Annotated in this window: 25 protein-coding genes; 7 read left to right on the top strand and 18 right to left on the bottom strand. The window is 71.4% G+C overall.

What is annotated here, in order from left to right; genetic code table 11:
• Position 1 precedes the first annotated feature (1 nt).
• A complete protein-coding gene (locus P3T39_RS10830) occupies positions 2 to 637 on the top strand; it encodes an NAD(P)H-binding protein (RefSeq protein WP_280697235.1) in 636 nt (211 codons plus the stop codon).
• 193 nt (positions 638 to 830) lie between these two features.
• Here P3T39_RS10830 and P3T39_RS10825 read toward each other — a convergent pair whose 3' ends face one another.
• Together P3T39_RS10825 and P3T39_RS10820 are read right to left on the bottom strand one after the other, a co-directional pair.
• Positions 831 to 1,481 carry a response regulator transcription factor gene (locus tag P3T39_RS10825; RefSeq protein ID WP_280697233.1) on the bottom strand — a complete coding sequence of 217 codons (651 nt, stop codon included), beginning with the start codon at positions 1,479 to 1,481 and terminating at the stop codon, positions 831 to 833.
• A gap of 2 nt (positions 1,482 to 1,483) precedes the next feature.
• The gene (locus P3T39_RS10820) at positions 1,484 to 2,761 is read right to left on the bottom strand and encodes a histidine kinase (RefSeq protein WP_280697232.1); all 1,278 of its coding nucleotides are present in this window, start codon (positions 2,759 to 2,761) and stop codon (positions 1,484 to 1,486) included.
• Between the two features lie 120 nt (positions 2,762 to 2,881).
• On the opposite strand from P3T39_RS10820, the gene P3T39_RS10815 reads away from it, so the two are divergent.
• The 3 genes from P3T39_RS10815 (at position 2,882) to P3T39_RS10805 (ending at position 6,341) form a co-directional block, all read left to right on the top strand.
• The gene (locus P3T39_RS10815) at positions 2,882 to 3,340 is read left to right on the top strand and encodes a hypothetical protein (RefSeq protein ID WP_280697231.1); all 459 of its coding nucleotides are present in this window, start codon (positions 2,882 to 2,884) and stop codon (positions 3,338 to 3,340) included.
• Between the two features lie 39 nt (positions 3,341 to 3,379).
• Positions 3,380 to 5,572: an MMPL family transporter gene (locus tag P3T39_RS10810; RefSeq protein ID WP_280697230.1), complete on the top strand. Its 2,193-nt coding sequence runs from the start codon at positions 3,380 to 3,382 to the stop codon at positions 5,570 to 5,572.
• A gap of 172 nt (positions 5,573 to 5,744) precedes the next feature.
• Entirely contained in the window at positions 5,745 to 6,341 is a 597-nt protein-coding gene (locus P3T39_RS10805; protein WP_280697229.1) for a TetR/AcrR family transcriptional regulator, read from the top strand.
• A gap of 260 nt (positions 6,342 to 6,601) precedes the next feature.
• On the opposite strand, the gene era is transcribed toward P3T39_RS10805, so the two are convergent.
• From era to hrcA, 15 genes are all read right to left on the bottom strand, one after another.
• Positions 6,602 to 7,531, bottom strand: a complete 930-nt coding sequence (era, locus tag P3T39_RS10800) for a GTPase Era (RefSeq protein ID WP_280697227.1) — start codon at positions 7,529 to 7,531, stop codon at positions 6,602 to 6,604.
• Positions 7,532 to 7,601: 70 nt separating this feature from the next.
• Positions 7,602 to 7,757, bottom strand: coding sequence for a hypothetical protein (locus P3T39_RS10795; RefSeq protein ID WP_280697225.1), 156 nt, complete (start codon positions 7,755 to 7,757; stop codon positions 7,602 to 7,604).
• A 112-nt stretch (positions 7,758 to 7,869) separates the two neighbouring features.
• Positions 7,870 to 8,235, bottom strand: a complete 366-nt coding sequence (locus P3T39_RS10790; protein WP_280697224.1) for a cytidine deaminase — start codon at positions 8,233 to 8,235, stop codon at positions 7,870 to 7,872.
• A 43-nt stretch (positions 8,236 to 8,278) separates the two neighbouring features.
• Positions 8,279 to 9,280, bottom strand: a complete 1,002-nt coding sequence (locus P3T39_RS10785; RefSeq protein WP_280697223.1) for an aldo/keto reductase — start codon at positions 9,278 to 9,280, stop codon at positions 8,279 to 8,281.
• Positions 9,281 to 9,494: 214 nt separating this feature from the next.
• Positions 9,495 to 10,034: a DUF4383 domain-containing protein gene (locus tag P3T39_RS10780; RefSeq protein ID WP_280697221.1), complete on the bottom strand. Its 540-nt coding sequence runs from the start codon at positions 10,032 to 10,034 to the stop codon at positions 9,495 to 9,497.
• Positions 10,035 to 10,086: 52 nt separating this feature from the next.
• Complete coding sequence (locus P3T39_RS10775; protein WP_280697219.1) at positions 10,087 to 10,329, bottom strand: hypothetical protein; 243 nt, start codon at positions 10,327 to 10,329, stop codon at positions 10,087 to 10,089.
• A 95-nt stretch (positions 10,330 to 10,424) separates the two neighbouring features.
• Positions 10,425 to 11,747 carry a hemolysin family protein gene (locus tag P3T39_RS10770; protein ID WP_280697217.1) on the bottom strand — a complete coding sequence of 441 codons (1,323 nt, stop codon included), beginning with the start codon at positions 11,745 to 11,747 and terminating at the stop codon, positions 10,425 to 10,427.
• A 13-nt stretch (positions 11,748 to 11,760) separates the two neighbouring features.
• On the bottom strand, positions 11,761 to 12,255 hold the full coding sequence (gene ybeY / locus P3T39_RS10765) for an rRNA maturation RNase YbeY (protein ID WP_280697215.1): 495 nt from the start codon (positions 12,253 to 12,255) through the stop codon (positions 11,761 to 11,763).
• A 14-nt stretch (positions 12,256 to 12,269) separates the two neighbouring features.
• Entirely contained in the window at positions 12,270 to 13,385 is a 1,116-nt protein-coding gene (locus P3T39_RS10760; protein WP_280697213.1) for a PhoH family protein, read from the bottom strand.
• Between the two features lie 183 nt (positions 13,386 to 13,568).
• Positions 13,569 to 14,486 (bottom strand): ribonuclease Z, encoded by a 918-nt coding sequence (locus P3T39_RS10755; RefSeq protein ID WP_280697211.1) that lies wholly within the window; start codon positions 14,484 to 14,486, stop codon positions 13,569 to 13,571.
• A gap of 3 nt (positions 14,487 to 14,489) precedes the next feature.
• Positions 14,490 to 14,849, bottom strand: coding sequence for a histidine triad nucleotide-binding protein (locus tag P3T39_RS10750; protein ID WP_280697209.1), 360 nt, complete (start codon positions 14,847 to 14,849; stop codon positions 14,490 to 14,492).
• 166 nt (positions 14,850 to 15,015) lie between these two features.
• A complete protein-coding gene (locus tag P3T39_RS10745; RefSeq protein WP_280697208.1) occupies positions 15,016 to 18,237 on the bottom strand; it encodes a S41 family peptidase in 3,222 nt (1,073 codons plus the stop codon).
• Positions 18,238 to 18,475: 238 nt separating this feature from the next.
• Entirely contained in the window at positions 18,476 to 19,225 is a 750-nt protein-coding gene (locus tag P3T39_RS10740; protein WP_280697207.1) for a 16S rRNA (uracil(1498)-N(3))-methyltransferase, read from the bottom strand.
• 79 nt (positions 19,226 to 19,304) lie between these two features.
• Complete coding sequence (gene dnaJ / locus P3T39_RS10735; protein ID WP_280697206.1) at positions 19,305 to 20,450, bottom strand: molecular chaperone DnaJ; 1,146 nt, start codon at positions 20,448 to 20,450, stop codon at positions 19,305 to 19,307.
• A 72-nt stretch (positions 20,451 to 20,522) separates the two neighbouring features.
• On the bottom strand, positions 20,523 to 21,536 hold the full coding sequence (gene hrcA / locus P3T39_RS10730; RefSeq protein ID WP_280697328.1) for a heat-inducible transcriptional repressor HrcA: 1,014 nt from the start codon (positions 21,534 to 21,536) through the stop codon (positions 20,523 to 20,525).
• A gap of 294 nt (positions 21,537 to 21,830) precedes the next feature.
• Here hrcA and htpX point away from each other — a divergent pair, with 294 nt between their 5' ends.
• The 3 genes from htpX to P3T39_RS10715 are packed head-to-tail and all read left to right on the top strand — an operon-like array spanning position 21,831 to position 24,224.
• Positions 21,831 to 22,754 (top strand): zinc metalloprotease HtpX, encoded by a 924-nt coding sequence (gene htpX / locus P3T39_RS10725; protein ID WP_280697205.1) that lies wholly within the window; start codon positions 21,831 to 21,833, stop codon positions 22,752 to 22,754.
• 22 nt (positions 22,755 to 22,776) lie between these two features.
• On the top strand, positions 22,777 to 23,355 hold the full coding sequence (locus P3T39_RS10720) for a hypothetical protein (RefSeq protein ID WP_280697203.1): 579 nt from the start codon (positions 22,777 to 22,779) through the stop codon (positions 23,353 to 23,355).
• Positions 23,356 to 23,396: 41 nt separating this feature from the next.
• The gene (locus P3T39_RS10715; RefSeq protein WP_280697202.1) at positions 23,397 to 24,224 is read left to right on the top strand and encodes a DUF3097 domain-containing protein; all 828 of its coding nucleotides are present in this window, start codon (positions 23,397 to 23,399) and stop codon (positions 24,222 to 24,224) included.
• A 71-nt stretch (positions 24,225 to 24,295) separates the two neighbouring features.
• Here P3T39_RS10715 and hemW read toward each other — a convergent pair whose 3' ends face one another.
• The gene (gene hemW / locus P3T39_RS10710) at positions 24,296 to 25,525 is read right to left on the bottom strand and encodes a radical SAM family heme chaperone HemW (RefSeq protein WP_280697201.1); all 1,230 of its coding nucleotides are present in this window, start codon (positions 25,523 to 25,525) and stop codon (positions 24,296 to 24,298) included.
• Positions 25,526 to 25,533 lie beyond the last annotated feature (8 nt).

The following is a 25,533-nucleotide window of genomic DNA, read 5'->3' as shown; positions in this document are numbered from 1 at the left end:
CATGCGCATCACTGTGCTCGGCGCCGGGGGAGCCACCGGCATCCGGATCGTCAACCTCCTGGTCGTGCAGGGAATCCGCCCCTGCGGAGCTGCCCGCACGGCCGGCCCCTGCGCCCGGCTGAAGGCTGCGGGAGCCGAACCGGCGGTGATCGACGTGACCGCCCCCGCCGACCTCCTGGAGCGGGCCTTCACCGGCACCGACGTGGTGGTGAACGCGGCGGCCGCCCGCAACGTCCTGCACGCCAAGGCCATCGACCGGGACGGCGTCATCGCCGCGATCGACGCCGCCCAGCGGGCCGGGGTCCGCCGCTGGATCCAGGTCTCCATGGCCGGAGTGGACGACATCGGCCAACTCCCCGGCGCATTGCGCGAGGTGGGCCTCGCCAAGCGGGACGCCGACGCCCACCTGGCCCGCTCCGCGCTCACCTGGACGGTGATCCGGCCGCCCTGGCTGACGGACACCGCGGGAACGGGCCGGGTCGAGATCGGAAGCATCGGCGAGGGCACCCTCCCCCGGGCCGACCTGGCCGCCGTCGTGGTCGACACGATCGGCCAACCCGCCACCCACCACCGGACCTTCGTGGTCAGCACCGGGCCCACTCCCATCCCCACAGCCCTGGCCACCCTGCCCCACTGAGCAGGAGGACCCGCGGGCGCAACCATGCAACCACCTCGGGGGTGCAACATTCGGGTTCCTTGCAACCGTCAGGCAGTGGGTGGTTGTTCGCGCACGCAGTTGATCAAGCAGAGCCCCGCGCCCCTAAAAAATACGCAGCGCCCCGCGCCCCCGGGGCAGTCACATGGCCGAGAACCTGCCGGAAGGCGCCGCCTCAGCCCTCCGCCAGCCCCTGCTGGATCGCGAGCACCGCCAGCCGTACCCGGTTCGGGCTGTCCGTCTTCGTCATCAGGTTCGACACATGCGTCTTCACCGTCGTCACCCCCACATGCATCCGCTCGGCGATCTCGGTGTTGGACAGCCCGGCCGCCACCAGCCGCAGCACCTCCTGCTCACGCCCGGTGAAGTGCACCGTCTCCCGCCGCCGGTCCCCCTCCCCCGTCCACGCGGACGAGGCCCTCGCCACCACCCGGTGCAGCACGCTCGGGCTGTACGGGCTCTCTCCGGCCGCCGCCCGCCGGATCGCATCGAGCACCGAGGCCGGTGACACGTCCTTGGCGAGGAAGCCGCACGCGCCCGCACTCAGCGCGGGGTACAGCCGATCGTCGTCGTCGAACGTCGTGAGCACCACCACCCGGGCGGAGGGCCGGATCGCGAGGATCTGCCGGGTCGCCGCCGTACCGTCCATCCCGGGCATATGAAGGTCCATCAGGATGACGTCGGGCTGCAGGCGCTCGGCCAGCCGCAGTGCCTCCGCGCCGTTGACCGCCTCCCCGGCCACCGTGATGTCGTCCGTCGATTCGCAGAGCATCCGTACGCCCGCCCTGACCAGCTGCTGGTCGTCGGCGATGAGCACACTGATCACGGTCAACTCCTGTCCGGTCCACTACCGTTGCCGCTGCCGTCTCCGCTGGCGTAGGCGTCGGCGGCCGGCAGGTCCGCCGTGAGCCGCCAGCCCTCGGGGGTCTTCCCCGCGTCGATGGTGCCACCGACCAGGGCGACCCGTTCTCTCATCCCGAGCAGCCCGTAGCCGCTCCCTTCGCCCTCCGGCAGGCCGAATCCGCGCAACCCGCCCGGCCCGCGCGGCAGATCGTTCGCCAGATCCAGGTGCAGAGCCCCGTCCTCCATGCCCACCCGCAGCCTTACCCTGGCGTACTGCCCGGCGTGCTTGGTCACATTGGCCAGGCCCTCCTGGACCAGCCGCAGCACGGTCAGGCTGCGGATCGCGTCCAGCTCCGCGATCTCGGGGCCGATCTCGGCGTCGACGCTCAGTCCGGCCTGCCGGGACTGCTCGACCACGCCCTGGACGGCGGCGGGCAGTGCCGTGGTCTCGGCGAGCAGCGGTGCCAGGTGCTGCGGCAACGAGTCCGGGGCGACGGGGTCGCGCAGCGCGGCCAGCAGCCGCCGCAGGTCGGTGAGCGCGGTGGTCGCGCTGGCGTGGACGTCGTCCAGCACCTCGGCCAGCCGCTGGTCGGTGCGGGGCAGCACATGCCGGGCCACGCCGACCCGCAGCACGGTGGAGGCGAGATGGTGCGCCACCATGTCGTGCAGCTCCCGGGCGATCGCCGCGCGTTCCCCCATCCTGGCCCCCCACTCGGCCAGATCGCGGCTGTGCTCGGCCTCCCTGGCCCGCTCGTGGGCCGTCCGCGCGGCCAGCTCGGCCGAGCGGATGTACCCGGCGAGCAGGACGGGTACGCAGACGATCACCGCCGCCCGGTAGAGCGCGGGCCCGACCTCCGCCGGTACGAAGCGCGAGCCCACCAGCTGAGCGGCCATCACCGCGCATCCCACCACCAGCGTGGGCCGCCCCCACCGTCGTACCGCGAGTTCGAACAGCGCAGCACTCGCCCCGACCTTGACCTCGACCATCACCGCGGGCGCGTACAGCTCCGCCAGCGCGAGCATCACGGCCTGGCCGAGCGCCACGGGTAACGGCCGGAAGCCGCCCAGCGAGGAGAGTCCCAGAACTCCGAGGCCGACGAACCAGTCCATCGCACCGAGCTGGGCGGGTTGCCGCAGCAGCAGCAGATAGCCAAGCCCGAAGGCCACCAGGGCGAGCCGCATCGGCCCGAACCGGCGGCCGAAGAGGCGTCTCGTCCACTCCCGCACCACACCTGCGACTGTACGGCGAACGCTGCTCGGCATGATCCTCCCCCGGTGGGAGGAGTGATCTCCTCCTTCAGGCCGCCGGATCCGGTCCTTCGGGCCACCAGGTCCGGCCGGTCGCCCGAGGCCCGCGGCCCATCCTGCCGGAACGCTGTACTCATGACCAAGGTTCAAGCCGGTGGCGTCCCGGCCAATGTGGCGCTGCTCCCCGTGCCGACCGGTGACGGGCCGGCGGGAGCCGGTTCCGCCGGAGGCCGGTTTCGCCGTCCGATGGCCGGCTATGTCTTCGCGGCCTCCGCCTCGGTGGTCGCGATCTGGACGGTGATGGTCGGCTTCTACGCGGAGCCCGACCGGCGGGTGCTCTGGGTCGGGTTCAACACCCTGCTGACCGCCACGATGGTGCTGGCCGCCCGGCTCGCCCTGCGCGCCGACTCGCGGGTGGCGCTGGCCGCCGCCGGACTGGCCGTCTTCATGGTCGCCGACGCCTGGTTCGACATCACCACCGCACCCTCGGACTACCTGCCGATGTCCCTGCTCACCGCCGTGTTCCTGGAGGCGCCGTTCGCGGTGGGCTGCATGCTCTACGCCCTGCGGGTGCACCGCCGTGCCACCGGCTGACTCCGTCCCCCAACCCCCTACTCTGAAGGAGCGTCAGACGTGATCGCGTCCATCGGGAGATTCTCCGCCGCACATCGGCGGTGGGTCGTCATCGGTGCGGTCCTGTTCACCCTGCTGGCCGGCGGCTGGGGCACCACGGTGTTCGGCGCCATCACGGGCGGGGCCGGGTTCGACGACCCGCACAGCCAGTCCACCAAGGCCGACACGGTGCTCGCCGGACCACTGGGCCGTCAGGCCGACGATGTCGTGGTGCTATACCGCAGCGCCGACCGTCCGGTGACGGACCCGGCGGTGGCCGGACCGATCCAGGCGGCGGTGGCCGCCGTGCCGCGTACCGACCTCGACCGGGTGGACACCTACTGGTCCACCGGCAACAACCCGGAGTTCCTCAGCAAGGACGGGCACTCCACCTATGTCGCCCTGCAGTTCAAGTCCTCGGACGACCAGGAGCGGGTGAAGGCGCTCCAGGCCGTCGAGAAGAACTTCGAGGTGCCGGGCACCGAGGTCCACTTCGGCGGCATCACCGCGATGACCGAACAGGTCAACGGGCTGACCGGCCAGGACATCGGACGCGCCGAGATGCTCTCGGTGCCGCTGCTGCTGATCCTGCTGGTGTTCATCTTCCGCAGCGCGGTCGCCGCCTCGCTGCCGTTGGCGACCGGCGCGGTGGTCGCGCTCGGCTCCTTCGCGGTGCTGCGGCTGCTCACCTTCTTCGTGCACATCTCCAGCAGCGTGATCAATGTGATCACCATCCTGGGGCTCGGACTGGCCATCGACTACGCCCTGTTCATGGTGAACCGGTTCCGCGAGGAACTCGCCGCCGGGACCTCGCTGGACGAGGCGGTCGCCCGTACCAGCGCCACCGCAGGCCGTACGGTCGCGTTCTCCGGACTCGCGGTGGCGATCTCCTTCGCCGGCCTGATCCTCTTTCCGTCCCGCTTCCTCAGCTCGATGGGGTACGCGGCGGTCTCGGTGGTGGCCTTCGCGGTGGTCGGTTCACTGACCCTGCTGCCCGCGCTGCTGCGGATGACCGGGCACCGCATCAACTCCCTGCGCGTACCCATGCCCTGGGACCGGCGCGGCGAGGGGCCGAAGCCGGAGAACCAGGGCCGCTGGTACCGGACGGCCAAGCTGGTGATGCGGCGCCCGCTGGTGGTCACGCTTGCCGTGGTCGCCCTGCTGGTCGGCCTCGGCTCGCCCTTCCTGGGCGTCAACTGGGCCCGTCCCGGCGACTGGGTGCTGCCAAGCAGCTCGGACGCCCGGGTGGTCACCCAGCACCTGGCGGCCGATTTCACCCAGGACCCGACCAAGACCGTCACCGCCGTGGTCACGCTGCCCGGTCCCGCGGACGGCGCGAGGGGCGCGCTCGACGAGTTCGCCAACCGGCTGGACTCCGTCTCCGGCGTGACGGGCGCGGCGGTCACCAACACCACCGGCAACCTCGCCCGGATCACCGCGCACTACTCGATGGACCCGATGTCGCGCGAGGCCCGCACGATGGTGGACGGCCTGCGTTCGCTCAGGGCGCCGGACGGCGGCACCGCCGCCTTCACCGGTATGCCGGCCTCCCGGGTGGACATCGTCCACATGATCGGCTCCCGGGCGGTCTGGATGGCGATCTTCGTGGCGGTGGTCTCCTCGCTGGTGCTCTTCCTGGCCTTCGGGTCGGTCACCATCCCGCTCAAGTCGGTGGTGCTGAACCTGCTCTCGCTCTCCGCCGCGTTCGGCGCGATCAAGCTGATCTTCCAGGACGGACACCTGCACAACCTGCTCGGCTTCACCCCGATCGGCGCGATCGACGCCAACTTCCCGGTGCTGATCGTCGCCATCGCCTTCGGCCTGGCCATGGACTACGAGGTCTTCCTGCTCTCCCGGATCAAGGAGAGCCACGACCTGGGCCACGACCCCGCCGAGTCCATCGCGATCGGCCTCCAGCGCACCGGGAAGATCATCACCAGTGCCGCCCTGCTGCTGGTGGTCGTCGTCTGCGGCTTCCTGACCTCCTCGATCGCCTTCATGCAGATGATCGGGGTCGGGCTGGTGATCGCCATCGTCGTGGACGCCACCCTGGTCCGGGCGATCCTCGTCCCGGCCACCATGAAGCTGCTCGGCCACCGCGCCTGGTGGGCCCCGGCCCCGCTCCGGCGGATCTGGCAGCGTGTCAATCTCGCCCACGGCGAGGCTGATTCGTCCCCCGCCTCCTCGCGGGTGGAGCAGCCGGCCAACGGCTGAGCCGGCCGCTCGGCGGCGACCGAGGCGCCCTCGCGCCCTCGCGCCCTCGCGCCCTCGCGCCCTCGCGCCCTCGCGCCCTCGCGCCCTCGCGCCTTCGCCCGGCCCGCGCCTGCCCTCACGCCCCGACCGCCCTGCCGGGGTAGTCTTCTGACCCGGTGGCTCAGGAGGTGTGATGGAGCAGCGCGGGCAGGCGGACGTGCGGGGGCGCCGTGCGATGCGCGCCGACTCCGAGCGTACGGTCAAGGCGATTCTGGCCGCGGCGGAGCGGGTCCTGCGCAGGGACCCGTCGGCCACCATCGAGCAGATAGCCGCCGAGGCCGGGGTCGCCAGGACCACCGTCCACCGCCGCTTCGCCACCCGCGAAGCCCTGATCGAGGCCCTCGGCGCGTGGGCCACCCGCGAACTCGCCCACGCCGTCGACCGCAGCCACCCCGAGCACCTGCCCCCGCTGGTCGCCCTCCACCAGGTGACGGCCAACGTCCTCGAGGCCAAGATCAGTTGGTCCTACGGCATGGGCCGCCCCACCGACCCCGAGAGCGACCGCATCCGCGCCGAGGTGCTGGCCCGCTGCGACGCCCTCTTCCACCGCGCCCGACAGTCCGGCCTCCTCAGACCCGACACCGACCTGGACTGGCTGCGCCGTGTCTACTACGTCCTGATCAGCGAGGCCGTCGAGGGCGACCCCACCAACCGCCCCCCGGCCGCGCTGGCCACCCTCGTCGTCAACACCCTCCTCCACGGCGCCGGCACCAACTCCACTGCCCTATAAGCAGATTACCGATCGGCCCAGCAACGATCCGCCCCTCCCGAGCACCCTCCGCCGACCGGCAGAAGCGCCCCCTGCGCGCCCTTTCACCCCCATCGCCGGACCAGGTCCGACACATGGCTGCGCGATCTTGTCGGATCAGCGCGCGGCGTTCGGCGCCCGGCTGGGCTTGCGACCGGCAGGAGCGACCGGACACGGCCTAGCGTCGGGGAAGCCGGCAGGAGCGGCCGGAGCCGCTCCTGCCGGGTGATCCTGTCGGACCCTCAGAAGCCCAGCTTGCGGAGCTGCTTGGGGTCGCGCTGCCAGTCCTTGGCGACCTTGACGTGGAGGTCCAGGTAGACCGGGGTGCCGAGGAGGGCCTCGATGTGCTTGCGGGCGGTGGTGCCGACGTGCTTGAGGCGGGAGCCCTTGGCGCCGATCACGATGGCCTTCTGGCTCTGGCGCTCGATGTAGACGTTGGCGTGGATGTCCAGCAGCGGGCGGTCCGCCGGGCGGCCCTCGCGCGGCAGCATCTCCTCGACCACCACGGCGAGCGAGTGCGGCAGCTCGTCCCGGACGCCCTCCAGGGCGGCCTCGCGGATCAGCTCGGCGACCATGATCTGCTCGGGCTCGTCGGTGAGGTCGCCGTCCGGGTAGAGCGGCTGGCCCTCGGGGAGCAGCTTGGTGATCAGATCGGCGGCCAGCTCGACCTGCTTGTCGCCGACGGCGGAGACCGGGATGATCTCGGCCCACTCGATGCCGAGTTCGATGCCGAGCTGGTGGACGGCGATCAGCTGCTCGGCCAGCCGCTTGGAGTCGACCAGGTCGGTCTTGGTGACGATGGCGACCTTGGGGGTCTTCTTGATCTCGGCGAGTTCCTTGGCGATGAACTTGTCGCCGGGGCCGAGCTTCTGGTCGGCGGGCAGGCAGAAGCCGATCACGTCGACCTCGGCCCAGGTGGAGCGGACGAGGTCGTTGAGGCGCTCGCCGAGCAGGGTACGGGGCTTGTGTAGACCGGGGGTGTCCACCAGGACGAGCTGCGAGTCGGGGCGGTGCACGATGCCGCGAACGGTGTGCCGGGTGGTCTGCGGACGGTCGGAGGTGATCGCGACCTTCGTCCCGACCAGCGCGTTGGTCAGGGTCGACTTGCCCGCGTTAGGACGTCCGACGAAGCACGCGAACCCGGAGCGGTACGGGGATGAAGGGGCACTCATGCCCACCATTCTCCCTGATCGCGTAAGCGCAGGCGGACACAGCATCCGAGCGCAGGCGGACAGGCCACCGTCAACGGGACTTACGGCCTCCGGTGAGCGCTCCGACGACCGTCAGCAGGAAGAGCGCGATCGAGCCGGCCAGCCACCACGGCGAGCCGGTCTCCTTCCAGCGGCCCATCCCCATCACGCTGAGCAGCAGCCCGGCGAAGAACGCCAGTGCCCCCATCGCACACCCCCTCGATCAGGGCCACCCTACCCGCGCCGGGGGGCCGGGGGAGGTACGGGCGCCCCGTCTCCCGGAGCACCCGTACCCACCCCGCCACAAGCCTCGGAGGGCCTTATCGCGCCTCGGCGGCGACCTTCAGAACACCGTCCGGACCGGCCAGCAGCACCGGCGTCCCGGCACCGCCCAGATCGCGCACGGCCGCCAGGTCGCCCTCGGCCGGCTCGGCCGCCTCGGAGACCACGGCGGCTGCCTCCAGGCCCTTCGCCCCGCTGGCCACGGCCATCGCGACGGCCGTCTGCAGGGCGCTCAGCCTCAGCGAGTCCAGGGCGACCGTTCCGGCCACGTACGTCCGGCCGGTCTCGTCGCGTACGGCGGCCCCCTCCGCCACGCCGTTGCGGGCCCGCGCGGAACGGGCCAGCGTGATGATCTTCTTGTCCTCAGGATCCAGTTCGGTCAGCTCACTCATGCCGCTGAGCATAGGCGGCGCCCCGGCCACGACTCGCTACCGTCCGCCCTGCCGCTCACCGGCCACCGCCCTCGGCCAGGATGGCGCCCCGGCCGACAGGCGTGAAGCCGTCCAGCGCCGCCGCGATCCGGCCCAGCGTCTGCGGGCTCAGCGCCACCTCCGCCGCCGCCAGGTTCTCGACGATGTGCGCGGGGGTACGGCTGCCGGGGATCGGCACCACATGCTCGTCCTGGTTCAGCAGCCAGGCCAGCGCCAGCTGCCCCGGCGTCAGTCCGAGCTCGGCCGCGATGGCGCGCAACGGGGCGTAGCGGTCGTTGTTGGCCCGCAGGTTCGCCTCGTCGTAGCGCTCCAGGTTGCGACGGAAGTCGCCCTCGGCGACCTGCTGCACGGTGCCGGTCAGGAAGCCGCCGCCGAGCGGGCTCCAGGCCACCAGGCCGACGCCGAGCTCCCGGGCGGTCGCCAACAGCGCGGGGTCGACCGGCTGCCACATCGACCACTGCACCTGTACCGCCGCCACGGGGTGCACGGCGTACGCCGCCCGCAGCTGCTCCGCCGTGACATTGGACAGGCCCAGCTGCCGCACCAGCCCGGCCCCGATCAGCTCGGCGACCGCACCGACCGTCTCCTCGAAGGGCACCTGCGGGTCGGGGAAGTGCGGGTAGTACAGGTCGATCGCCTCGATGCCGAGGTTGCGCAGCGACTGCTCGGCGTATCCCCGGACGTACTTCGGGTCGAGGTTGACGGCCAGCTCGCCGAACGCGGCCGCAACCGGGAAGCGGTGCGCCTCGGCACCCTCCGGGATCCGGAAGCCGAACTTGGTGGCGATCACCAGCTCGTCCCGGCGCCCGGCGATCGCCCGGCCGACCAGGCGCTCGTTGTGGCCCTCCGCGCCGTAGCCGTCGGCGGTGTCGATCAGGGTGGCCCCGGCATCGAGCGCCGCCCGCAGCGCGGTGGCACCGCGCTCGTCGTCGATCTCGCCGTACACGCCGGGCGAGAGCACCATCGCCCCGAAGCCGATCGGTGCGGTGCTCAGGCCACCCAGGGTGCGTACGCTCATCGTGGATTCCCTCCGTAGCATTGCGGACGCGACCCACACTCCCGTGCGACCTGACGTGGAGTCAAAAATGTCCCGCTGTCCGGCCGGTCGCACCGTCCCCGGCCGCCCTCAGGCCTGGCCACGACATGCGACAGCGGCCCGCAGGGAGAGATCCCTGCGGGCCGCTGTCGCATTGGGTCCCGCGAGACGGTTGCCCCTCTTCGGGGCGATCCGCTCAGTGGCCGATCGGGTTGGGCGGTCCCGGCTTGAGGATCTTCACCAGGGTCGACGGCCCGGACGGCTGCTGCTCGCCCCCGCCGTGGCGCTTGCGCCAGTACGGGTTGTCCTGCGGCAGATGGCTGCTCACCCGGCCGTACATGCCGAAGGTGAGCACCATGAGGCCCCAGATGAACGCGAACAGCACGTTGGCGATCCCGAAGTTGAGGATGTTGGCGTCCGGCCGGCCGAGCACGCACAGGCCGTAGAAGCCGGACAGCACGAACAGCAGGCCCGCGATCATGTTGAGGTTGGAGGCGAAGTTGCCGCCGATCACCATGCCGGCGATCAGCACCACGCCCATGATCACGGAGAGGATGCTCAGCGCGCCGTTGGTGGACATCCCGGCGACGCTCGGGCCGTGGGTGGACAGGATGCCCGGGTGGTCCAGCAGCCCCAGGATGCCGAAGACCAGCAGGAAGATCCCGCCCAGTCCGGCGCCGATCCGGTAGACCAGCGCAAGCCGATGATCCACGGGCAGTTCGTCTTTCAGTTTCATGGTGACCTCCACCGCCCCCGGCGAAAGTAGCTTCACGCTACTCCTGATCCCGCTATCTGGGTGATCTCTCCCAGTCGGCCGGGTGGAACGGAACCTCGTGGATGTAGAGCGAGCCGCACTGCTGGCAGCCCCGCAGCCCGGTCCCCCACTCCTCCTCCGGTTTGGTATCGGCGTCCTCGCCCATCCTGCGGCCGCACAGCGCGGTGGTCAGGTCGGTGTCCCGGACGACGTGCCACATCCGGATGCCACCGGACCGACCCTCAGCGCCGTACTCCGCGCGCAATTGGTGCGTCATGCCTCACATGGTCGGAGCCAACTCAGGGCCCGGCAACTCCTGCGGGGCCCTGAGCGGCCTCGGACGACCGGACGGCACCCGGTGGGCGGCCGGTCTCACTCGCTCTCGACGGCGGCCGTCTCCCCGGGCCGTACGGGCGCGGCGACCACGGTGCCGATCCGGTTGCGGCGGCCCGCCGAGCTCTCGGCGGTCAGCCGGATCGCCACCAGCTCGCGCGGGGCATCCTCCGGTATCGGCACCTCGCAGGAGGAACCGGGGATGGGCACCCGGCCGAGGTTCTTGGCCAGCAGCCCGCCGACGGTCTCGACGTCCTCGTCCTCCAGCTCGATCCCGAACAGTTCGCCCAGGTCCTCGACCAGCAGCCGGGCGGTGATCCGGTACGAGCCGTCGCCGAGGTCCTCCACCGGGGCGATCTCCCGGTCGTACTCGTCGGTGATCTCGCCGACGATCTCCTCCAGGATGTCCTCGATGGTGACCAGCCCCGCGGTGCCGCCGTACTCGTCGATCACGATCGCCACGTGCGAGCGCATCTGCTGCATCTCGCGCAGCAGGTCGGTGGCGGGCTTGGAGTCCGGGACGAAGACCGCCGGGCGCATCACCGAGGAGACCGGCTCCAGCTCCGCGTCCCGGTTGATGTGGGTGCGACGGACCAGGTCCTTGAGGTAGACGATGCCGACCACGTCGTCCTCGTTGTCCCCGACCACCGGGATCCGGGAGAAGCCGGAGCGCAGTGCCAGGGTGAGCGCCTGACGGACCGTCTTGTGCCGCTCGATCATCACCAGATCGGTACGCGGCACCATCACCTCGCGGACGATGGTGTCGCCGAGTTCGAAGACCGAGTGCACCATCCGGCGCTCCTCGTCCTCGATCAGGTCGTCCTTCTCGGCCAGGTCGACCAGGGCCCGCAGCTCTGCCTCGGAGGCGAACGGGCCCTCCTTGTACCCCTTGCCGGGGGTCAGCGCATTGCCGAGCAGGATCAGCAGCTTGGGGATCGGGCCGAGGATCCTGGCCAGCGGCAGCAGCACGAAGGAGGACGCCGTGGCCGTGGTCAGCGGGTGCTGGCGGCCGATCGTACGGGGCGAGACGCCGACCGCCACGAAGGAGACCAGCACCATCACACCGAAGGCCAGCAGCACCGCCTGCCAGGTCTCGTGCAGATTCCGCACGCAGACCACGGTGACCAGGACGGCCGCCGCCATCTCGCTGGCCACCCTGATCAGGGTGGCCAGGTTGAGATAGCGGATCGGGTCCTTGGCCAGGGTCAGCAGCCTGGAGGCGCCGCGCCGCCCGGCCCTGACGGCCTCCTCGGCGCGGAACCGGGAGATCCGGGAGATGCCGGCCTCGGCACAGGCGGCGAGCCAGCCGAGGACCACCAGTGCAAGAGCCCCGATCAGGAAGCTCGTACTCTCACCACTCACAGGGGGCCGACCCTCAGTGGGTGGTCGGCGCCGGGGAGATCCCCGCCAGACCGCGGCCGGACCGCCAGTCGTCCAGGATCCGCTTCTGCAGCGCGAACATCTCGCGCTCCTCGTCCGGCTCCTCGTGGTCGTAGCCGAGCACATGCAGCACACCGTGGACGGTGAGCAGCTGGAGCTCCTCGTCCGTGGAGTGCTTGGAGGGCGCCGCCTGGCCCTGCTTCTGGGCGACCTCCGGGCAGAGCACGATGTCACCGAGCAGGCCCTGCGGCAGCTCCTCGCCCTCCTTCCCCGGGCGCAGCTCGTCCATCGGGAAGGACATCACATCGGTGGGACCTGGCAGGTCCATCCACTGGATGTGCAGCTCCTCCATGGCGGCACTGTCCACCAGGATCACGGACAGCTCGGCCTGCGGGTGGATCCGCATCTTGTCGAGGGCGAATCGGGCGACGTCGAGGATGGAATCCTCATCGACGTCCCAGCCGGACTCGTTGGCGATGTCGATCGACATGGAAGGCTTGGTACTCAGCTTTCGGTGCGATGGGACTGTCGGGGTGCGCGGGCCGCGCCGGTCTTTCCGGTGCGCCGCTGGGTGGGCTTACGGCTCGGAGCGCCGCTCCCGGCCTCCTGCTGGGCGTCCCAGCGCTCGTACGCGTCCACGATCCGGCCGACCAGCTTGTGGCGGACCACATCGGTGCTGGTCAGAACGGAGAAGTGGATGTCGGGTACATCCTCCAGGATCTCCTGGACGACCTTGAGGCCGCTCCTGGTGCCACCCGGGAGGTCGATCTGGCTGGTGTCGCCGGTGACGACCACGCGGGAGTTGAAGCCCAGCCGGGTGAGGAACATCTTCATCTGCTCGGGCGAGGTGTTCTGGGCCTCGTCCAGGATGATGAAGGCGTCGTTGAGGGTGCGGCCGCGCATGTACGCGAGCGGTGCGACCTCGATGGTCCCGGCGGCCATCAGGCGCGGGATGGAATCCGGGTCCATCATGTCGTGCAGCGCGTCGTAGAGCGGGCGCAGATAGGGGTCGATCTTCTCGTAGAGGGTGCCGGGCAGGAAGCCGAGCCGCTCGCCGGCCTCGACGGCCGGGCGGGTCAGGATGATCCGGTTGACTTCCTTGTCCTGCAGGGCCTTCACGGCCTTGGCCATCGCGAGGTAGGTCTTGCCGGTACCGGCGGGACCGAGCGCGAAGACGATGGTGTGCTTGTCGATCGCATCGACGAAGCGCTGCTGGTTGAGGGTCTTGGGGCGGATGGTGCGGCCCCGGTTGGACAGGATGTTCGCCGTGAACACCTCGGACGGGGCCGGGTGGGCCGGGTTCTCGGCGGCGCTCCTGAGCATGGCGATGGAGCGCTCCACAGCGTCCTCCGTCAGGGGTTGGCCGGTGCGCAGCACCAGCATCATCTCGTTGAACAACTGCTGGACGAGGGCGACCTCGGCGCGGTCGCCGGTCGCGGTCACCTCGTTGCCGCGCACGTGGATGTCGGCGGCGGGAAAGCCCTGCTCGATCACCCGCAGGAGGGAGTCGGAGGCGCCGAGGAGGGTGACCATCGGGTGCCGCTCAGGGATGACGATCCGGGCGCTTGCCGTGCCGGGGCGCTGCTGTCCGTTGGTGGGGTTCTGCGAAGTCTCACTCATGGGTCGGCGCTGCGGCCTGCCTCATCCCATCCGTCGTCTCGTGGGGTGCCACTCGGGCTCTCCGGGTCACCAGGGTACGCCGCGCAGGTGTTCGCCGTGGCGGCGCGGCACCGTGGTCGGCGGTATTCGATGCTGGGGCAGATCGCCCGCCGATGCGAGCGCTTTTTCGAATCCGCCGGCCGGTCATCCGCGCGGCGGCACTGGCACTCTCATCAGGTCCTCGGCGATCACCAGCTCGCCGTCGAAGTGCTCGCGGGCCTCGGCGAGGTGCCCGTCCAGGTCGGGGTAGCGCTGGGAGAAGTGGGTCAGTACGAGGGTCCGTACGCCCGACTCGGCGGCGACCCTGGCGGCCTGGGCGGCGGTGAGGTGGCCGTGCTCCTCGGCGAGGTGGGCGTCGGCCTCCAGGAAGGTCGCCTCGATCACCAGCAGGTCGGCCGTCTCGGCCAGCTCGTACACCCCGTCGCACAGGCGGGTGTCCATCACGAAGGCGAAGTGCTGGCCCGGCCTCGGCTCGCTGACCTCGGGCAGGGTGATCCTGCGGCCGTCCAGTTCGATCGACCCCTCGCGCTGGAGCCGGCCGACGTCCGGGCCGCGTACGCCGAGGGCGGCCAGGCGTTCGGGCAGCATCCGGCTGCTGTCGGGTTCGGTGAGCCGGTAGCCGAAGGAGTCCACCGGGTGCGAGAGCCGGCGGGCCGCAAGCGCGAAGGGCGCGCCCGGGGCCTCGAGCGGCCCGGGACCGCTGATCGGGCGGGGGCGCAGCTCGGCAGTCTCGTAGTAGGCGGTGGAGTGCCGCAGCCGCTCGAAGTAGACCTCGCCGCTGGCCGGGTAGTAGGCGTCCACCGGGTGCGGGACGCGGTCCAGGTTGATCCGCTGGATCACCCCCGCCAGGCCCAGGCAGTGGTCGCCGTGGAAGTGGGTCACCCCGATCCGGGTGATCTGGGTGGCCGAGACCCCGGCGTGCAGCATCTGCCGCTGGGTGCCCTCGCCGGGGTCGAACAGCAGGCCCTCGCCGTCCCAGCGGAGCAGGTAGCCGTTGTGGTTGCGGTGCCTGGTGGGCACCTGGCTCGCAGTGCCGAGGACGACGAGTTCGCGCTGTGACACGGGTCAGACCATGTTCTCGTTCATCGGCTTTCCGCCCAGCACGTGGACATGGGCGTGGAAGATGGTCTGGCCCGCGCCCGCACCGTTGTTGAAGATCAGCCGGTAGCCGGACTCGACGATCTTCTCGTCCGCCGCGACCTCACCGGCCTCGGCGAGCAGTTCGGCCGCGATCCGGGGCTCGGCGACGGCCAGGGCGGCGGCGTTCGGGTAGTGCACCTTGGGGATGACCAGGACGTGCGTGGGGGCCTTCGGGCTGATGTCCCTGAAGGCGACGGTACGTTCGGTCTCCCGGACCACGGTCGCCGGGATCTCGCCCGCCACGATCTTGCAGAACAGGCAGTCGGGCTGCGGCTCGCCGGCCATCTCGCTCTCCTCGTACTGAACGGTTGCTGAACGGTCATCACTACGGCCCGCAGCCTAGCCCAGGCGGGCGACCCCTCAGGGGCGCGGGGAACCCGACCGACCATGCAGCCCGACCGACCATGCAGCCCGGTCGACCGGGCGGAGCCCCGCGCCCCCGTGGCCGCCTCTACAGCTCCGGGATCGGCGGAGCCGTGCGGGCCGGGTTCCCGGCGAGGGTGGCGAGGGCGATCCGGACGCCTTCGGCGAGCTGCGGGTCCTCGTCGGCGGCCCAGTGGTGCGGGGCCATCGGCACCTCGACGTCCGGGTCCACCCCGTGGTTCTCCAGTCCCCAGCCGTAACCCTCCATCCAGGTGGCGTACTTGGGCTGGGTGACCAGGGTGCCGTCCACCAGGTGGTACTTGCCGTCGATGCCGATCACACCGCCCCAGGTGCGGGTGCCGACCACGGGGCCGATCCCCAGGGCCTGGATGGCGGCGTTGACGATGTCCCCGTCCGAGCCCGACATCTCGTTCGCCAGGGCCACCACAGGACCGCGCGGGGCATTGTCCGGGTATGAGCCCGCTGTGGCGATGTCCCGGGCGACGTCCCAACCGATGATCTTCCGGTTGAGCTTCTCGATGATCAGCTGGGAGGTGTGGCCGCCCCGGTTCTCCCGGATGTCGACGATCACGCCCTCCTTGGCCATCTCCACCCGCAGGTCCCGGTGGAACTGCGCCCAGCCGAGGCTCTGCATGTCCGGGAGGTGCAGATAGCCGAGCCGGCCCTGCGACAGCTCCCGGACGGCCGCGCGGCGCCCGGCCACCCAGTCGTGGTAGCGCAGCGGCTCCTCCTCGGCCAGCGGGACGACCACCGGATAGCGCTCGGCGCCGTCCTTCCCGGCCACGGTCAGCTCCACCGGCTGACCGGCGGTGCCCGCGAGCAGCGGCGCCGGTCCGGTGACCGGGTCGACCGGACGGCCGTTGACGGCGAGGATCGCATCCCCGACCCGGACGGCAGCGCCGGGTGCGGTCAGCGGCGAGCGGGCGCGCGGGTCCGAGGACTCACCGGGCAGGATCCGGCCCACCCGCCACAGCTCGCCGTCCTTGACCAGGTCCGCGCCGAGCAGGCCTTGGCGGCGGGCCGCGTGGGCGCCCCTCCCGGGCGGCAGCACATACGCGTGCGAGGTGCCCAACTCGCCGATGGTCTCCCAGAGCAGGTCCACCAGGTCGTCGTGGGAGCCGCAGCGGTCCACCAGCGGGCGGTAGCGCTCCAGCGTCCCGGCCCAGTCGTGGCCGCCCAGGTCCGCACGCCAGAAGTTGTCGCGCATCAGGCGGCCGTTCTCGTCGAACATCTGGCGCCACTCGGCAGCCGGGTCCACGGTGACCCGGATCCGGTCGAGGTCCACGTCGAGATCCTCGTCATCACCCGCCTTGTGGTCGGCCGGAACGGTCCGCAGCCCGCCCTGGTCCAGCACGGCGACCCGGTTGCCGTCGCCGCTCACCGCGAAGCCGTCCAGCTCGGCGACCAGTTGCTCGGTGCGCAGCTTCTTGAAGTCGAAGCGCTCCAGCACCGCGCGCGGCTGCTCGTCCTCCAACGAGGCTGCGGTGTCGCCGAGTTGACCGAGCAGCGGCAGCCTGGTCCAGAGCACGCCGTCCTTCGCCGCCTGCAGGCTGCCGAAGCTGCCGCCCTCGACCGGGAAGGGGATGATCCGCCCGGCGATGCCCTCCAGGTCGACCCGGGTGACGGGCACGGAGTCCTCGCCGTCCTTCGCACCGTCCTGCTTGGACTCCTCCTCCCCGCCGACCGCCCGCCCGGCGCGCTGCGGGCCGAAGGGCGACGGGGTGTCGGCGGCAAGGGTGATCAGGTAGGGGCGGCAGCCGGTCGGGAAGGACAGGTCGAAGACGTGCGCGTCGTAGACCGGGTCGAAGTTGCGCACGGAGAGGAAGGCCAGGTGCCTGCCGTCCGCCGTGAAGGCCGGCGAGTAGTCCGTGAAGCGCTGCGGGGTGGCCTCGCTGACGGTACGGTCCGCCAGGTCGGCGAGCATGATCTGCCGCAGCCCCATGGGACCGAGAGCCGGCTGGGACCAGGCCAGCCAGCGAGAGTCCGGGGCGAAGACCAGACCGGTGGCCTCGCCGTCCACGCTGCGGGACAGCTCGTGCACCGCGCCGTCGGCCAGGGTCACCAGCAGCACCCGTCCGTCGTGCGAGGCGACCGCGGCCCGACTGCCGTCCGGGGAGACGGCGAGGTCGTCGACCCGGCCGAGCTGCCCGGCGGCCAGCCGGCGGCGTTCGGCGCCGAGCACGTCGGGGGTGTACTCCAGCACGTCGTCGCCCTCGGCGTCGGTGGCCCAGAGCGCACCCTGCGCACCGTCCGCCCCCGGCACCACCCGGACCAGGCGGGCTCGGACGCCCGGGACCTCGGCCAACACGCGGGAAGGCCCCTGACGGTGGGTCAGCCAGTGTGCGCTGCCGCGCACCACCACGGCGCTGGCCCGTCCGGTGCGGTCGGGAGCGACGGTCTCCAGCTGCCCGACGGCCGGGGTGGGCTGCGGGGCGCGGCCGGGGCGCGGCCCGGCGAGCCGGATGTCGAGTCGGCGCGGCACGGCGCCTTCCAGGTCGTCCAGCAGCCACAGGTCACCTGCGCTGTGCCAGATGACCCGGGTGCCGTCCGTGGTGGCATTGCGTGCGTAGAAGCCCTGATCACCAGGGGCGACCTCGCTGTGACGGCGCAGGTCGCCGCCGTCCGGGAGGCTGGAGTACAGCTGCGCGACACCCTCGTGGTCGGAGAGGAAGGCGATCCGCCCACCCACCCAGAGCGGGGAGTCGATACTGCCGTCCAGCTCGGTGTGCACCCGCGAGAACTCCTGCTCGCCGATCCACAACTTGCCTGCCCGGCCGCCCCGGTAGCGCTTCCACCAGGCGGGCTCACGGTTGGAGGAGGTGGCGATCAGCGTCCGCTCGCCGTCCGGCTCGAAGGCGAGCGCGCCGATCGGGCCGTACGGGAGGCGGGTCGCCTCGCCCCCGTCCAGCGGGATCGCGAACGCCCAGGTCCGGCGGAGGGTCGCCTGGCCCGCACTGCTGACGGCCACCGGGCGGCCGTCCTCGGTCCAGCCGCGCAGCAGGGTCTGGCTGCTGCCCCAGTACGTCAGCCGACGGGCCTGGCCGCCCTCGGCGGGGGCGACATGGATCTCGGGCGCGCCGTCCCGGGCGGACGTCCAGGCGATGTGCTGCCCGTCCGGCGAGAACCGGGGGTGGCTGACGGGAGAGTGGTCGGCCGTCAGCCGCCAGGCCCGGCCACCGTCGATCGGAGCGAGCCAGACGTCGTCCTCGGCCACGAAGGTGACGAGGTCGCCGTGGAGGTGGGGATGGCGCAGATAGGCGCCTGCAGAGGTGCTCTGAGCATCGGTCACGGGCGCCACCCTATGCAGGGGGCCCCTCCCCGTGCGACGGGTTTCTTCCGAAGCGAACCCGGCAACTTCGAAGCGCGGCAAGCCCCTTCGGACGGACTCCCGGGCAATTGCCTCATGGCGGAAAGGAACTGCACAGACCGAAAGGGCACCAGCGCCGCACCCGCCTTCGGACGGCAACCTGGCAACGCCCCGGGGGCGCGGGGCTGATCGGGTGCACAAACTTCCCGGCGGGGCGCCCTCAGGACCAGCGGCCGGTGCGCCCCAGCAGCAGGGCACCCGCCGCCACCCCTGCGGTGGAGGTGCGCAGCACGGACGGGCCCAGCCGGTACGGCTTCGCCCCGGCCTCGGCGAAGGCCGCCAGCTCGTCCGGCGAGACCCCGCCCTCGGGGCCGACGATCAGGACGATGTCCCCGCTGTCGGGCAGCGGCGCGCTCGCCAGCGGTTCGGCGCCCTCCTCGTGCAGGACGGCGGCCAGCGCCGCCCGGCCGAGCAGTGGCGCCAGCTGACGCGTCGTCATGAGCTCGCGGACCTCGGGAAAGCGCAGCCGCCGGGACTGCTTCCCGGCCTCCCTGGCGGTGGCCCGCCACTTGGCGAGGGCCTTGGCACCGCGGTCGCCCTTCCACTGGGTGATGCAGCGGGCGGCGGCCCAGGGGATCACCACGTCCACGCCGACCTCGGTCATGGTCTCGACGGCGAGTTCACCCCGGTCGCCCTTGGGCAGCGCCTGGACGACCACGATCCTGGGCGCGGGCTCGGGCTCGCGCCGGACGGCCTCGACCGTCACCTCCAGTGCGTCCTTGCCGTGCACCGCCGTGACCGTGCCGTCCACGCCGAGCCCGAGCCCGTCCGCGAGCGTCACCGTCTCGCCGGTCTCCAGCCGCTTCACGGCGACGGCGTGCCGCCCCTCGGGCCCGTCGAGGCGGACTACCGCGCCGGGCGCGGCACCGGCCAGCAGGTCGGTCTCGACGACGAAGACGGGCGCGGTCATGGCAGATTCCCTGGGAGTAGTGCGGTGGTACGGCAGCGCCCGGTGCACCCCGTGACGGGGTGCACCGGGCGATCACGGCTCAGCGGCCGTTGAAAGCGTCCTTCAGGCGGGAGAACAGCCCCTGCTGGCCCGGCGCGAACTGGCCGGAGGGCCGCTCCTCGCCGCGCAGCGCCGAGAGGCGCCGCAGCAGATCCTCCTGCTCGGGGTCGAGCTTGGTGGGCGTCTGCACCTCGACGTGCACTATCAGGTCGCCCCGCCCGCCACCGCGCAGATGCGTCACACCCCGGCCGTGCAGCGGAATGGACTGGCCGGACTGCGTACCGGGCCGGATGTCCACGTCCTCCAGGCCGTCCAGGGTCTGCAGCGGCACCTGGGTGCCGAGCGCGGCGGCCGTCATCGGGATGGTGACGGTGCAGTGCAGGTCGTCCCCGCGCCGCTGGAAGGTCGGGTGGCTGGTCTCGGCGATCTCGACGTAGAGGTCGCCGGCGGGGCCGCCGCCGGGGCCGACCTCGCCCTCGCCGGCCAGCTGGATCCGGGTGCCGTTGTCGACACCGGCCGGGATCTTGACGGTGAGCGTACGGCGGGCGCGGACCCGGCCGTCACCGGCGCACTCGGGGCACGGGGTCGGGACGACCGTGCCGAAGCCCTGGCACTGCGGGCAGGGGCGGGAGGTCATGACCTGGCCCAGGAAGGACCGGGTGACCTGGGAGACCTCGCCCTTGCCGCGACACATGTCACAGGTCTGGGCGGAGGTTCCGGGGGCTGCGCCCTCGCCGCTGCAGGTGGTGCAGGTGACGGCGGTGTCGACCTGGAGTTCCTTGGTGGTGCCGAAAGCGGCCTCCTCCAGGGTGATCTCCAGCCGGATCATGGCGTCCTGGCCGCGCCGTGTCCGCGAGCGCGGGCCGCGCTGGCCGGAGGCCGCACCGAAGAAGGCGTCCATGATGTCGGAGAAGCCGAAACCCGCCGCGCCCGCGCCGAAGCCGCCCGCGCCACCGCCGCCGCCGTTTGGCGAGAGCGGGTCGCCACCGAGGTCGTAGACCTGCCGCTTGGCGGGGTCGGAGAGCACCTCGTAGGCGGCGTTGATCTCCTTGAACCGCTCCTGAGTCTTCGGGTCCGGGTTGACGTCCGGGTGCAGTTCGCGTGCCAGGCGCCGGAACGCCTTCTTGATCTCGTCCTGCCCCGCATCCCGTCGGACGCCGAGTACCGCGTAGTAGTCCGTGGCCACCAAATGCTCCGCTTGTTCCGCCTCTTAGAAGTGCTTGCGACTGCTCACCGCTGGTCCGACCAGCGGGCTCTGCTACGACTCGGCCAGGATCTGACCCACGTACCGTGCCACCGCTCGCACCGCCCCCATTGTGCCCGGGTAGTCCATCCGGGTCGGGCCGATCACTCCGAGCTTTGCCACACTCTGGTCGCCGGAACCGTAACCGACCGAGACGACGGAGGTGGAATTGAGCCCCTCGTACTCGTTCTCGTGGCCGATCCGGACCGTCATCCCCGCATCCGCCGTCTCACCCAACAGACGGAGCAGGACGACCTGCTCCTCCAGCGCCTCCAGCACCGGCTGGATGGTGAGCGGGAAGTCGTGCCCGAAGCGCGTCAGGTTGGCCGTGCCGGCCAGCATGATCCGCTCCTCGTTCTGCTCGGCCAGAGTCTCGAACAGCGTGGCGAGCACCACACTGACCGTCGGGCGGTCGGACGGCTCGAAAGCCGCCGGGAGCTCCTCCAGCGCACCCGGCACCTCGGGCAGCGGTCGGCCGACCGCGCCTGTGAGGAGCCGGGACCGAAGATCGGCCAGAACGCTCTCGCCGACCGTGCCCGGGCAGTCCACCAACCGTTGCTCGACCCGGCCGGTGTTGGTGATCAGTACCAGCATCACCTTCGCCGGGGCGAGGGCCACCAGCTCGATGTGCCGCACCGTGGACCGGGACAGCGAAGGGTACTGGACCACCGCGACCTGTCTGGTCAGCTGCGCCAGCAGCCGGACCGTACGGGCCACCACGTCGTCCAAGTCCACCGCGCCGTCCAGGAAGTGCCGGATCGCCCGGCGCTCCGGCGCGCTCATCGGCTTGACCTCGGCCAGCCGGTCGACGAACAGGCGGTAGCCCTTGTCCGTCGGGATCCGGCCGGCGCTGGTGTGCGGCTGGTGGATGAAGCCGTCGTCCTCCAGGGCCGCCATGTCGTTGCGTACGGTGGCCGGGGAGACGCCCAGATTGTGCCGCTCCACCAGGGCCTTGGAGCCGACCGGCTCCTCCGTCCCGACGTAGTCCTGCACGATCGCGCGCAGCACGGCCAGCCTGCGCTCGTCCAGCGGACGGATCTCGCGACGGTCGAGGCGGCGCGCGTCTGCTTTGCGCTCGTCAGCACTGCGCTCGCTGTACACGGCACGCACCTCCGTCTTCGTCCGTTGAACCGATAGCCGCCCGGCCCCTTGGCACTCTGGAAGGCAGAGTGCCAGAACCGTACCTGCCAGTGTACGGCCAGGGTCCGACGGCAGGAACGGGCCGCCCCGGTGATCCTTGGCGGATCGCGGGTCCGCGGTCGGTGCTCAAGGGCGCAGCGAGTGGCAGCATCGAAGGCGAGCGAGGTTACTTAAGGAGCAGCGATGTCGGCTTCATCCCAGCACTCCCGTTTCGCGCCCGACCGCGGCTTGACCGGGCGGATGGTCACCACGATGTTCTTCATCGGGTTGCTCTATGTCGGGTTCACGGGAGTACTGATCGTCCTGCTGCGCGGAGCGTGGCCGCTGATCATCCTGATCTCCGGCGGACTCTTCGTGGCCCAGTTCTGGTTCAGCGACAAGATCACCGAACGGGCCATGGGCGCCCGGGCGGTGACCCCCGAGCAGTACCCGCAGCTGCACGGCACCATCGACCGGCTCTGCGCCCTGGCCGACATGCCCAAGCCCCGGGTCGCCGTCGCCGACAACGACATGCCCAATGCCTTCGCCACCGGCCGGAACCCGCAGAACGCGGTGGTCTGCGTCACGACCGGGCTGCTGCGGCGACTGGAGCCGGAGGAGCTGGAGGGCGTGCTCGCACACGAACTCTCGCATGTCGCCCACCGGGACGTCGCCGTGATGACGATCGCCGGGTTCCTCGGCGTGCTGGCGGGCATGATGACCAGGATCGCCCTGTACGGCGGCTTCCTCGGCGGCAACAACCGCAACAACAACGACAGCAACGCCGCCATCGCCATGCTGATCATCCCGCTGGTGAGCATGGTGGTGTACGCGATCAGCTTCCTGCTCACCCGGCTGCTCTCCCGCTACCGCGAGCTGGCGGCAGACCGGGCCGCCGCCCAGCTCACCGGCCGGCCAAGCGCGCTGGCCTCGGCCCTGACCAAGGTGACCGGACAGATCGCGGCGATCCCCAGCAAGGACCTGCGCCAGGCGCAGCCGTACAACGCCTTCTACTTCGCGCCCGCGCTGAGCGCCCGGGAGGCCGCGAGCCAGCTGATGTCCACCCACCCGTCGCTGGAACAGCGCCTCGCCCAGCTTACCAAGATCTCCGCCCAGCTCGGCCACTGACCCGCTTTCCGAGAGGACCACCGTGGGATTCCTGGACACCCTGTTCGGCCGGACCAAGCCCGTCAAGCCCGATCTCGACCAGCTGTTCGCCGTGCCCTCGGCGGCGCTCACCCTGGAGGCGGCGGCGGACTTCCGGCCGACCGGTCTCGGCTCGGTCTGCTTCGCGGCGGTGGAGGGCGGCGCGTTCGGCGAGGTGGAGCGGCAGGTCCGGGCCCTGCTGGACGCCGACACCGACCGCGGCGGCGCCCCCGTCGAGGCCAGTCAGGACTCCTACGGCTACTCCTGGCTGCTCGCCCGCCACACCCCGGAGGAACTGCCGGACCTGGTCAACGACCTGCACGCCGTCAACAGCGAGCTGGAGGCCAACGGCTTCGGCCCCCAGCTCCTCTGCTCGATCGTGGCCTTCCGCAACCGGGCCGGTCAGTCCCTCGGCCTGGTCTACCTCTACAAGCGCGGCACCTTCTACCCCTTCGCGCCCCTCCCCGGCGAGAAGCGCAACAACCCGCTCGAACTCCAGGTCAAGGCGATGCTCGCCAACGACCTGCGCATCGAACCCGACCTCTCCCGCTGGTTCCCCGTGTGGGGCGCGCCGGGGCTGTGACCGCCCTGCTGACGCCGCCTCGGATTTCATATAGTCGCGGCATGCGCAGCAGGCAGTACGGACCAGACCTGACCCCGCCGTGGAAGCGGCAGCAGCCCGCGCCCGAAGTGGCCGCCGAGCGCGACCTGGTGGTGGAGGAGGTGGGTACGGGGTTCTGTGGGGCCGTGGTGCGGTGCGAGAAGACCGCCGAGGGGCCGACCGTCACCCTGGAGGACCGTTTCGGCAAGCACCGGGTGTTTCCGCTGACACCGCGTGGTTTCCTGCTGGAGGGCAAGGTGGTGACGCTGGTTCGCCCCAGCGCGCCCGCCCCCGCGCGGACACCCGGGCGGACGGCCTCCGGTTCGGTCGCCGTGCCCGGGGCGCGGGCCCGGGTGGCCCGTGAGTCGCGGATCTATGTCGAGGGACGGCACGACGCGGAGCTGGTCGAGCGGGCCTGGGGCGACGACCTGCGGATCGAGGGCGTGGTCGTGGAGTACCTGGAGGGCATCGACGACCTTCCCGCGATCGTCGCCGACTTCGCCCCCGGCTCGGGCCGCCGCCTGGGCGTGCTGGTCGACCATCTGCTGCCCGGCACCAAGGAGCACCGCATCGCGGCCCAGGTCACCGACGAGTCGGTCCTGGTCGTCGGCCACCCCTACATCGACATCTGGCAGGCCGTGAAGCCCGGCAGCGTCGGCATCCCGGCCTGGCCCGCAGTCCCGCGCGGCGAGGTGTGGAAGGAGGGCATCTGCCGCCGCCTCGGCTGGCCCGTCGACACCCCCGCCGCCTGGAAGCGCATCCTTGCCTCGGTCGACTCCTACAAGGACCTCGAACCCCAACTCCTCGGCAAGGTCGAAGAATTGATCGACTTCGTCACAGCAACCTCTTAGGCAAGCGGTAGCTCCTCAGGGGGCGCGGGGCTCCGTGTGGTTGCCCCTTGCCCGTCGGGGGGTCTGCCTGGCTAGTCGACCAGGTCGCGGACCACCGCGTCTGCCAACAGCCGTCCCTGGAGGGTGAGTACCGCGCGGCCGGACGCGTATGCCGCCCGGTCGAGCAGGCCGTCGGCCAGGGCGCGTTCGGCGGCGCGCAGGCCTGCGGGGGCGAGCAGCGAGAGCGGGCAGCCCTCGCGCAGGCGCAGTTCCAGCAGGATGCGCTCGACCCGGCGGTCCTCGGTGGGGAGGACTTCGCGGCCCTGGGCGGGGGTGCGCTGCTCGGCGAGGGCCTGGGCGTAGGCGGCGGGGTGCTTGGCGTTCCACCAGCGGACGCCGCCGACATGGCTGTGGGCGCCGGGGCCCGCGCCCCACCAGTCGGCACCGGTCCAGTAGAGCTCGTTGTGGCGGCAGCGGCCCTCGGGGGTGGTGGCCCAGTTGGAGACCTCGTACCAGGCGTACCCGGCGGCGGCGAGTGCCTCCTCGGCGATCAGGTAGCGGTCGGCGTGGACGTCGTCGTCCACCATCGGCAGCTCGCCGCGCTTGATCCGGGCGGCCAGCTTGGTGCCGTCCTCGACGATCAGCGAGTACGCGGAGACGTGGTCGGGCCCGGCGCCGATCGCGGCGTCCAGGGAGGCCCGCCAGTCGTCGTCGGACTCACCGGGGGTGCCGTAGATCAGGTCGAGGTTGACGTGCTCGAAGCCCTCCGCCCGCGCCTCGGTGACACAGGCCTCGGGGCGGCCCGGCGTGTGGTGCCGGTCGAGCAGCGTCAGGACGTGCGGGCGGGCGCTCTGCATGCCGAAGGAGATCCGGTTGTAGCCGCCCTCGCGCAGTTCGCTCAGATAGGCGGGGTCGACCGACTCGGGGTTGGCCTCCGTGGTCACCTCGGCGTCGGCGGCCAGCCCGAACTCGTCCCGGATCGCCGCCAGCATCCGCACCAGGTCCCGCGCGGGCAGCAGGGTCGGCGTACCGCCGCCGAGGAAGACGGTCTGCACCGGCAGCTCGACGTCCCCCAGCACCCGCCGGGCGAGCCGGATCTCGGCGATCAGGTTGTCGGCGTACGTCTCCTGCGAGGCGACGGTTCCCGACGATCGGAGCTCGGTGGCGGTGTAGGTGTTGAAGTCGCAGTACCCGCAGCGGGTGGCGCAGTAGGGGACGTGCACATAGAAGCCGAAGGGACGCTCACCCAGACCGGCAAGGGCGTGGTCGGGCAGGGAACCGTCGGACGGCACGGGTTCACCGTCGGGAAGTGCGGAGGGCATGACCCCAT

Source organism: Kitasatospora sp. GP82 (assembly GCF_029892105.1).
GTDB lineage: Bacteria > Actinomycetota > Actinomycetes > Streptomycetales > Streptomycetaceae > Kitasatospora.
Note: the sequence above shows the minus strand (reverse complement) of the source record. Positions and strands in the feature narration are given on the sequence as shown.

Coding starts and splice junctions, on each gene's coding strand:
- P3T39_RS10750 (WP_280697209.1), bottom strand. CDS start 14,849: ATGGCCGGCGAGCCGCAGCCCGACTGCCTGTTCTGCAAGATCGTGGCG.
- P3T39_RS10820 (WP_280697232.1), bottom strand. CDS start 2,761: ATGCCGAGCAGCGTTCGCCGTACAGTCGCAGGTGTGGTGCGGGAGTGG.
- P3T39_RS10760 (WP_280697213.1), bottom strand. CDS start 13,385: ATGAGTGAGACTTCGCAGAACCCCACCAACGGACAGCAGCGCCCCGGC.
- P3T39_RS10775 (WP_280697219.1), bottom strand. CDS start 10,329: ATGACGCACCAATTGCGCGCGGAGTACGGCGCTGAGGGTCGGTCCGGT.
- P3T39_RS10805 (WP_280697229.1), top strand. CDS start 5,745: ATGGAGCAGCGCGGGCAGGCGGACGTGCGGGGGCGCCGTGCGATGCGC.
- hemW (WP_280697201.1), bottom strand. CDS start 25,525: ATGCCCTCCGCACTTCCCGACGGTGAACCCGTGCCGTCCGACGGTTCC.
- ybeY (WP_280697215.1), bottom strand. CDS start 12,255: ATGTCGATCGACATCGCCAACGAGTCCGGCTGGGACGTCGATGAGGAT.
- P3T39_RS10715 (WP_280697202.1), top strand. CDS start 23,397: ATGCGCAGCAGGCAGTACGGACCAGACCTGACCCCGCCGTGGAAGCGG.
- P3T39_RS10785 (WP_280697223.1), bottom strand. CDS start 9,280: ATGAGCGTACGCACCCTGGGTGGCCTGAGCACCGCACCGATCGGCTTC.
- P3T39_RS10740 (WP_280697207.1), bottom strand. CDS start 19,225: ATGACCGCGCCCGTCTTCGTCGTCGAGACCGACCTGCTGGCCGGTGCC.
- P3T39_RS10815 (WP_280697231.1), top strand. CDS start 2,882: ATGACCAAGGTTCAAGCCGGTGGCGTCCCGGCCAATGTGGCGCTGCTC.
- P3T39_RS10830 (WP_280697235.1), top strand. CDS start 2: ATGCGCATCACTGTGCTCGGCGCCGGGGGAGCCACCGGCATCCGGATC.
- P3T39_RS10795 (WP_280697225.1), bottom strand. CDS start 7,757: ATGGGGGCACTGGCGTTCTTCGCCGGGCTGCTGCTCAGCGTGATGGGG.
- era (WP_280697227.1), bottom strand. CDS start 7,531: ATGAGTGCCCCTTCATCCCCGTACCGCTCCGGGTTCGCGTGCTTCGTC.
- P3T39_RS10790 (WP_280697224.1), bottom strand. CDS start 8,235: ATGCTCAGCGGCATGAGTGAGCTGACCGAACTGGATCCTGAGGACAAG.
- htpX (WP_280697205.1), top strand. CDS start 21,831: ATGTCGGCTTCATCCCAGCACTCCCGTTTCGCGCCCGACCGCGGCTTG.
- P3T39_RS10780 (WP_280697221.1), bottom strand. CDS start 10,034: ATGAAACTGAAAGACGAACTGCCCGTGGATCATCGGCTTGCGCTGGTC.